Annotated in this window: 7 protein-coding genes; 5 read left to right on the forward strand and 2 right to left on the reverse strand. The window is 67.2% G+C overall.

Features of this window, described 5'->3' with window-relative positions; genetic code table 11:
* Nucleotides 1-113 precede the first annotated feature (113 nt).
* Both JYJ84_RS22545 and JYJ84_RS22550 read left to right on the forward strand, forming a co-directional pair.
* On the forward strand, nucleotides 114-440 hold the full coding sequence (locus JYJ84_RS22545) for an antibiotic biosynthesis monooxygenase (RefSeq protein ID WP_175219317.1): 327 nt from the start codon (nucleotides 114-116) through the stop codon (nucleotides 438-440).
* Between the two features lie 197 nt (nucleotides 441-637).
* Nucleotides 638-2,338, forward strand: a complete 1,701-nt coding sequence (locus JYJ84_RS22550) for a hypothetical protein (RefSeq protein ID WP_175219319.1) — start codon at nucleotides 638-640, stop codon at nucleotides 2,336-2,338.
* Between the two features lie 93 nt (nucleotides 2,339-2,431).
* On the opposite strand, the gene JYJ84_RS22555 is transcribed toward JYJ84_RS22550, so the two are convergent.
* Both JYJ84_RS22555 and JYJ84_RS22560 read right to left on the reverse strand, forming a co-directional pair.
* Nucleotides 2,432-3,349 carry a hypothetical protein gene (locus JYJ84_RS22555; RefSeq protein WP_175219321.1) on the reverse strand — a complete coding sequence of 306 codons (918 nt, stop codon included), beginning with the start codon at nucleotides 3,347-3,349 and terminating at the stop codon, nucleotides 2,432-2,434.
* A 168-nt stretch (nucleotides 3,350-3,517) separates the two neighbouring features.
* The gene (locus JYJ84_RS22560) at nucleotides 3,518-4,450 is read right to left on the reverse strand and encodes a LysR family transcriptional regulator (RefSeq protein WP_089453664.1); all 933 of its coding nucleotides are present in this window, start codon (nucleotides 4,448-4,450) and stop codon (nucleotides 3,518-3,520) included.
* Nucleotides 4,451-4,655: 205 nt separating this feature from the next.
* On the opposite strand from JYJ84_RS22560, the gene JYJ84_RS22565 reads away from it, so the two are divergent.
* From JYJ84_RS22565 to JYJ84_RS22575, 3 genes are all read left to right on the forward strand, one after another.
* The gene (locus JYJ84_RS22565; protein WP_122949706.1) at nucleotides 4,656-5,429 is read left to right on the forward strand and encodes a putative hydro-lyase; all 774 of its coding nucleotides are present in this window, start codon (nucleotides 4,656-4,658) and stop codon (nucleotides 5,427-5,429) included.
* A 78-nt stretch (nucleotides 5,430-5,507) separates the two neighbouring features.
* On the forward strand, nucleotides 5,508-6,806 hold the full coding sequence (locus tag JYJ84_RS22570; protein WP_122948881.1) for an MFS transporter: 1,299 nt from the start codon (nucleotides 5,508-5,510) through the stop codon (nucleotides 6,804-6,806).
* A gap of 118 nt (nucleotides 6,807-6,924) precedes the next feature.
* Nucleotides 6,925-7,900: hydantoinase/oxoprolinase N-terminal domain-containing protein (locus JYJ84_RS22575; protein ID WP_275890739.1), on the forward strand; the 976-nt coding region annotated here is incomplete at its 3' end.

The raw sequence follows: 7,900 nt of genomic DNA on the forward strand, positions 1-7,900 counted from the left end.
GACGCGTGGCTCGCCGACCGGCCGGACGCCGATCCACTTGCCGCATGACGATCGCGGCACGCCGCGCGTGCCTTACAATCGGCGCTCTTTCAATCGCCTTCGATGGAGCGGGCATGTACGCGTCGACCTTCATTTTCCGTGCCGGGCAATACGATGACGAATTCCACCGGCTCGACCGGCAGATCGCCGACATGGCGCGCGCGACGCCCGGCTATCTCGGCGAGGAGACGTGGGAGAACGCCGAATCGGGGCTGATCCAGAACGTCTACTACTGGGAATCGGAGGCGGCGCTGCAGCAACTGATGCAGCACCCGGCGCATCTCGAGGCAAAGACGAAACAGGCGCGCTGGCTGGACGGCTATCGCGTCGTGATTGCGAAAGTGTTGCGCGAATATGGCGACGGCAAGCTCACGCAGCCGCATGCGGGGCCATCCGCCTGAATGGCTGTCTGATTCATTTCTTTCGCATTACGGATAAATAACAAGGCGCCATGCCCGGAAACCCATGCACACGCGCGGGTTTCCGCGGCATCGCGTGCAATCAATTGTTCATCAAGCATGGCTAAGGTGGCGGGGCTTCACGTCGTCAGTCTGTCCACCCACAACGTCCTCACTCGATGTCGTACGGAGCCTTGTCCATGCCGAATTTCGCCTTGTCCGCGAAGCGCCGCCGCGCGCTGCGCGATCGTACCGTTCCTGTCTTCGCACTGACGCTGATCGCCGCGAGCATCGGCGCGCAGGCTGCCCCGCATGACAACGACGGCGACAGCCGTTTCGAGCCGGGTTTCGTGCCGGGCTTCCTGGTACTCAGCCGCAGCGTGTACGACAACGTGTCGAGCAACGTCCAGCCCGGCGCGATCTTGCCGCCGAACTGCGCGAAGACCACCGGCGGTTGCGGCGCGGCTGCCGGCGCACCGAACGACGGCACCTATCCGTACGTGTGGAACAACGACCGCTACGACGGCAGCTTCGGCATCACGTCGCGCATCTTCCTCGACCAGATCACGCCGGCCGGCGGCGTCGTCAGCACGCTCGAAGTGCCGAACAGCCTGCACAAAGGCTTCGCGCACGACCAGATGGTGACGAGCTTCAGCTCGAAGTCGGAACTCGGCCTGCACCTGTCGCTCGACGGCAGCTATCTGACGTTCATGGGCTACGTCGCGCCGGTCAACGCGATCGACGTGTCGAACTCGAACACGCCGCTCGCGGTCGATACGACGAACCCAGACGGGCAGAACGTCTATCGCACGATCGCGCGCGTCGACCGCCACGGGCATTTCCGCTTCACCGAGACGAATGCGTACAGCGGCAACAACGGCCGCGCGGCGATCCTGAACAATCGCGACGGCCGCGACATTTACTACACGTCGGGCAACGCCGGCAACGGCTCGAACCCGCAACCGGACAACGTGATCCTCGGCGCGGGCGCGCAGTTGATCGACGGCGCGAAGCATCACGAAGCGCAGCAGGATCCGGGCGTGCCGACGCCGCTCGCGAGCTTCTCGGTCACCGAACTCGGCGCGAAGGCCGACAAGATCGGCAAGGACGACAACTTCCGCGGCATCGCGGTGCACGACAACGTCGTGTACTACACGAAGGGCAGCGGCGGCAACGGCGTGAACACCGTGTACTTCGTCGATACGACCGGCACCGCGTGCCCGTCGGGTGTCGGCGTGCCGTCGCCGAAGGCCGTGCTGCCGACGGCGCCGCTCGCGTACAACGCGGCCACGCTGCAGACGGCGGGCCTGCCGAACAACATGTGCGTGCTGGCCGGTTTCCCGACCACGCCGAACAAGACCGCGACGACGCTCTCCTATCCGTTCGGGATCTGGTTCGCCGACGCGAACACGCTGTATGTCGCGGACGAAGGCGACGGCTACACGGGCGGCGCGGACCTGTACACGCATGCGGCTGCGCAGACGACGGCGGGCCTGCAGAAGTGGATCTACGACGCAGGTACGAAGCAGTGGAAGCTCGCCTATACGCTGCAGAACGGGTTGAACCTCGGTCAGCCGTATTCGGTTGCCGGCTACCCGGCCGGCAACAATTCGGCGACGGGCCTGCCGTGGGCACCGGCGACGGCTGGCCTGCGCAACCTGACGGGCCGCGTCGAACGCGACGGCACGGTGACGATCTGGGCGATTACGTCGACGGTCAGCGGCAACGGCGATGTCGGTGCCGATCCGAACCGTCTGGTTGCGGTGCGTGACGTGCTGAAGAACGCGAGCGCAACGACGGCTTCGCACGAGCAGTTCGCCGTGCTGCGGACTGCGAAGTTTGCGGAAGTGCTGCGGGGTATCGAGTTCGCGCCGGGGACGGATGCGGGGCGGTCGCACTGAAGAAGGTGAGCGCCCGGCTGGCTGACGCCGGGCGACACAGGCACGGCTGCGCGTTTCCGTGGCCGTGCCCTTCAACTTTGTCGTGACGCGGATTCAGTCGGTGCGTTGCGCTTCGCCGTCTTTCGGCTCCGCCTGCGCCGTGCGCTGCCAGATCGGGAACATCGCATTCTTGACCGACGTCTGCGCGTCGATGACCTTGCGGTGATCGATGCCGGGCAGGTCGAGCAGCCGGTCGACGGCCGCTTTCGCGCCTTCGGCGTCCTGCGGGAACCCGCACGCGAACTGCTTGTTCGTATCGAACAGGATCCACCAGACGGACGACATGTACGGCCCCTGGTCATTGGTTTCGATCACGACCGCGCCGAGGTCGGACAGCGCGATTCCGTGCGTTGTGCCCGTGTGATCGGTCGCCTCGATACGCGTACCGGTCGCGGTCACGGCCCAGTTGTCCGGCGGGATGGGCGAAACGGGCGGTGACGGTGCGGGATTGGCAAGCTCGGCGGCGTCCAAGGCATCCATCGGATCAATGGCATCCATCGGATCGATCGCAGCGATCGCATCGACCGGGGCATCCGGCGCCATCACGGCCACCGGCGCGACCGCGTCCTTCTTCCCGCGCCCGCCGATCCACGGCAACGCGGCACCGCCGGCCATCGCCGCAAGCCACAGGTAGTACCCGATGCCGAACGCGTGGATCGGCTTGAAGTCCGGGCCGGTCGGAATCGTGTGCCATCCGAGTGCGAAGGCCACGACCACGGCGAGCAGCGCGGATACGATACGGTTCGGCTTGATCAGCGCGATGACCAGCAGCGGGTTGCCGAGCCACGCGAATTGCAGATCGAGGATCGCGAGCGGGCCGATCACGAGCACCATGTAACCGCGCCACCAGTGCACCGCGCCGATCGCATTCGGCGGTTCGGCGGCGACCGGCAGCAGCAGTGACACGACGTACAGCGTGACGAGGACGGCGCGCGCGAGGTTCAGGCGAGCGGAAGCGGTACGAGTCTGCATGTTGCCTTCTTGTTGTGCAGGGGCGTGCGAAGCGGTCAATGCCGGACGGCCGTGCCGGCATTCACGACGCGTGGCGCGCACGCGTCGCAGGCGATTGTGGGCGATTCGCGCGGCGATGTCGAATGCGTACCGCAAACCCGGCCTCGGCCCCCGCCGGCCCGCACCGCGTCAAAGCGCTTCGACCAGCAACCGCTTGCTCTTCTCGCAATACTCGTGACACGCCGCCCGCGCCGCAGTCGCCGCGCCATGCACGAACCGCGGCGCGTCGGCCCGCCGCGACATCGACACGACGATCGACGGCGGTGAAGGTTGCAGCGGCAGCTCGACGACTTCACCGCTTTCGATCAGCGCATCGACGAACAGACTCGGAATCGCCGCCACGCCAAACCCGTCGCGCACGAGCTGCACGATCACCGAGATCGACGGCGAGCCGGTGATGCGCGTGTCCGACAGCGGCACGCCGTGCGTATGCGCGAGCGTACGCACGATGTCCTCCAGCGCACGATGGGGTGCCGTACCGCGCCCGTAGGTGAGAATCGGCTGCCGCAGCACCTGCCGCGCGAGCCCCGTGCGCGCATTCGGCAGCAACCCGGCACGCGCGATCCAGCGCACCGGATAGTTCGCGAGCGCATCGCACACGACCGACGCCTCGTCGCTGCCTTCCACGCGGATGATCAGGTCGAGCTCGCCGGCCATCAGCCGGCGCTGCAGCACGACGCTGACGTCGACGGTCAGGTCGATTTCAAGCTGCGGATAATCGGCCGCGAGCCGCCGCATATAGTGCGGCAGCCAGCTGTGCACGACGGTTTCGATCACGCCGAGCCGCAGCTTGCCGCGCAGCGCGCTCTCGCCGGAAGCGGCGGCCTGCAGCTCCTGCGTCGCCTCGACCACGGCTTTCGCATAGCCGAGCAGGTATTCGCCGTTCGGCGTGAGGCGGAATTCGCGGCTGTCGCGGTCGACGAGTACCGTCTGCAGTTCGTCCTCGAGCGCTTTCAGGCGCTGCGAGATTGCAGCCGGCGTCGCGTGCAGCGCGGCGGCCGTCGTACGGAAGTTGCGCAGCTTCGCGAGCGTGACGAAGGTTTCGAGAAAACGCGTGTTCATGGCGGTCGGTCGGACGGTGGATGCGCACTGTGCCGGTGAGGAAAAGTGAACGAAGCAGGGGAAAACCCCGAGATCCGTTAAGAAATTCTATACACGAAGCGCAAAAAAACTCGTTGGCGGCAAAATTTTTTCTTTTCTATTCTTCGCCGTATCCGATGACACGCCATCGTCATCCCGACGACATACCGACCTGCGATAGAACCTCATGACGCCTTCCGAATTCCGCCAGTCCGTGCGCCACGGCGCGTTCCGCGGCCCGACCGCCGGCCACTGCGGCCCGTATGCGCAAGCGAACCTCGCAATCCTGCCCGACGCGTATGCGCACGATTTCCTGCGCTTCTGCCAGGCGAACCCGAAAGCCTGCCCGCTGCTGGGCGTCGGCGAACCGGGCGCGTTCCGGGTCGACGCGCTCGGCGAGGATCTCGACATCCGCACCGACGTGCCGAGCTACAACGTCTACCGCGACGGCCGCCTGACCGAACGCGTCGAATCGCTGGAAGCGCTGTGGCGCGACGATTTCGTCGTGTTTGCGATCGGCTGCTCGTTCTCGTTCGAGGACATGCTGGCCCGCGAAGGAATCGGCCTGCGCCACGTCGAGGAGGGTCGCAACGTGCCGATGTACCGCACGTCGATTCCGAACCGTCGCGCGGGGATCTTCGGCGGCCAGCTCGTCGTGTCGATGCGGCCGATGCGCGGCGCCGACGCGATCCGCGCGGTGCAGATCACGAGCCGGTTCCCGGGCGTGCACGGCGCGCCGATCCATCTCGGCGATCCGCGCGAACTGGGCATCGCCGATCTGAACGCCCCCGAATTCGGCGACGCGGTGACGATCCGCGACGGTGAGCTGCCGGTGTTCTGGGCGTGCGGCGTGACGCCGCAAACCGCGCTGATGGACGCGAAGCTGCCGATCGCGATCGCGCACACGCCCGGCCACATGCTGATGACCGACATCACGAACGCGTCGCTGGCCGTATTCTGATTTCGGGCGACGACCACCCGCACGACACACCGCCCGCACGATCGCCATTCGACGGCGCATAACGACAGGAGCACCACCATGGAAAGCAAGACCCTCGCGGCGAACACCGCTGAGCCCGCGAGCCCCGAGCGTAACGGCCTGTTCTCGTGGTACGGGGACGCGCAGCCGCGCGAGCGTCGCGCGTTCTGGAGCTGCAAGGTCGGCTACATGCTCGACGGGATGGACACGCAGATGCTGTCGTTCGTGATCCCGACGCTCGTCGCGACCTGGGGCATCTCGCTGGCCGACGCCGGCTTCATCGGCACGATCACGCTGCTCGCGTCGGCGCTCGGCGGCTGGATCGCCGGCATCCTGTCCGACCGGATCGGCCGCGTGCGCACGCTGCAGCTCACCGTGCTGTGGTTCGCGGTGTTCACCGCGCTGTGCGGGCTCGCGCAGAACTACCACCAGCTGCTCGCGGCGCGCGCGCTGATGGGCTTCGGCTTCGGCGGCGAATGGACGGCCGGCGCGGTGCTGATCGGCGAAGTGATCCGCGCGCGCGATCGCGGCAAGGCGGTCGGCCTCGTGCAGTCGGGCTGGGCGATCGGCTGGGGGCTGTGTGCGTTGCTGTATGCGCTGCTGTTCTCGGTGCTGCCGGCCGAGCAGGCGTGGCGCGCGCTGTTCCTCGTTGGCCTCGCGCCCGCGCTGCTGGTCGTCGCGATCCGCCGCTACGTGAAGGAGCCGGACGTCTACGAGAAGGAGAAGGCCGCACAGGCGAAAGTGGCCGATGCACCGCGCCTCACCGAAATCTTCGCGCCAAAGCTGATCACGACGACGCTGCGCGCGGCGCTGCTGACGACCGGCGCGCAAGGCGGCTACTACGCGATCACGACGTGGCTGCCGACCTTCCTGAAGACCGAGCGGCACCTCACGGTGATGGGCACCGGCGGCTATCTCGCGATGATCATCTTCGGCTCGTGGGTCGGTTACCTGACGAGTGCGTACCTGACCGACCGCCTCGGCCGCAAGCCGAACTTCATCCTGTTCGCGGTCGGCTCGATGGTGATCGCGTTCGCGTACACGTCGCTGAACCTGACCAACGCGTCGATGCTGTGGCTCGGCTTCCCGCTCGGCTTCTTCGCATCGGGCATCTTCTCGGGGATGGGCGCGTTCCTCACCGAACTGTTCCCGACCCGCGTGCGCGGCTCCGGCCAGGGCTTCTGCTACAACGTGGGCCGCGCGATCGGTGCGCTGTTCCCGTTCCTGATCGGCGCACTGTCGAAGGAGTACGGGCTCGGCACGAGCATCGGCATCTTCGCGGTCGCCGCGTACGGCGTGGTGATCGTCGCCGCGCTGACGCTGCCCGAGACACGCGGCCGCGAACTCGACGCCGCGTAAGTGGCGGGCCGGCCGGCCTTTCGTTTTTTCCCCTTTGATCGACCCCGTGACACGGCGCGCGACGCGCGCCGTGCGGCGGCGCTCGTCCTTCGATTCAACGACGCATCGACCCGACATCATGACTGACCGACACCTTTCCCCCGTTCCCTCCGACGCCGCGCGCTGGCAATTCTGGATCGACCGTGGCGGCACGTTCACCGACATCGTCGCGCGCCGGCCCGACGGCACGCTCGTCACGCACAAGCTGCTGTCGGAGAACCCCGAGCAGTACCGCGACGCCGCCGTGGCCGGGATCCGCCACCTGCTCGGCCTCGCGGCCGGCGAGCCGATCACGCCCGAGCGCGTCGACATGGTGAAGATGGGCACGACGGTCGCGACCAACGCGCTGCTCGAACGCAAGGGCGAACGCACCGCGCTCGCGACCACGCGCGGCTTTCGCGACGTGCTGCGCATCGCGTACCAGAACCGGCCGCGCCTGTTCGATCTCGACATCGTGCTGCCCGACGCGCTGTACGAAGCCGTCGTCGAAATCGACGAGCGCGTCGGCGCGCACGGCGACGTCGTCGTGCCGTTCGATGCGCAGGGCGCCGAAGCGTCGCTGCGCCGCGTGTTCGACTCGGGCGTGCGCGCGCTCGCGATCGTGCTGATCCACGGCTATCGCTACACCGCGCACGAACGCGCGTTGGCGGACCTGGCGCGCCGCATCGGTTTCACGCAGGTGTCGGTGTCGCACGAGGTGTCGCCGCTGATGAAGATGGTGTCGCGCGGCGATACGACCGTGGTCGACGCGTACCTGTCGCCGATCCTGCGCCGCTACGTCGAGCAGGTCGCGCACGAGATGCCGGGCGTGAACCTGCAGTTCATGCAGAGCAGCGGCGGGCTGACGCGCGCCGACGCGTTCCAGGGCAAGGACGCGATCCTGTCGGGCCCGGCCGGCGGCATCGTCGGGATGGTGCGTGCCGCGCAGGCGGCCGGCTTCGAGCGCGTGATCGGCTTCGACATGGGCGGCACGTCGACCGACGTGTCGCACTACCACGGCGAGTTCGAGCGCGTGTTCGAGACGCAGGTGGCCGGCGTGCGGATGCGCGCGCCGA

The organism is Burkholderia sp. LMG 13014 (assembly GCF_905232215.1).
In the GTDB taxonomy this organism is placed as follows: Bacteria; Pseudomonadota; Gammaproteobacteria; order Burkholderiales; family Burkholderiaceae; genus Burkholderia.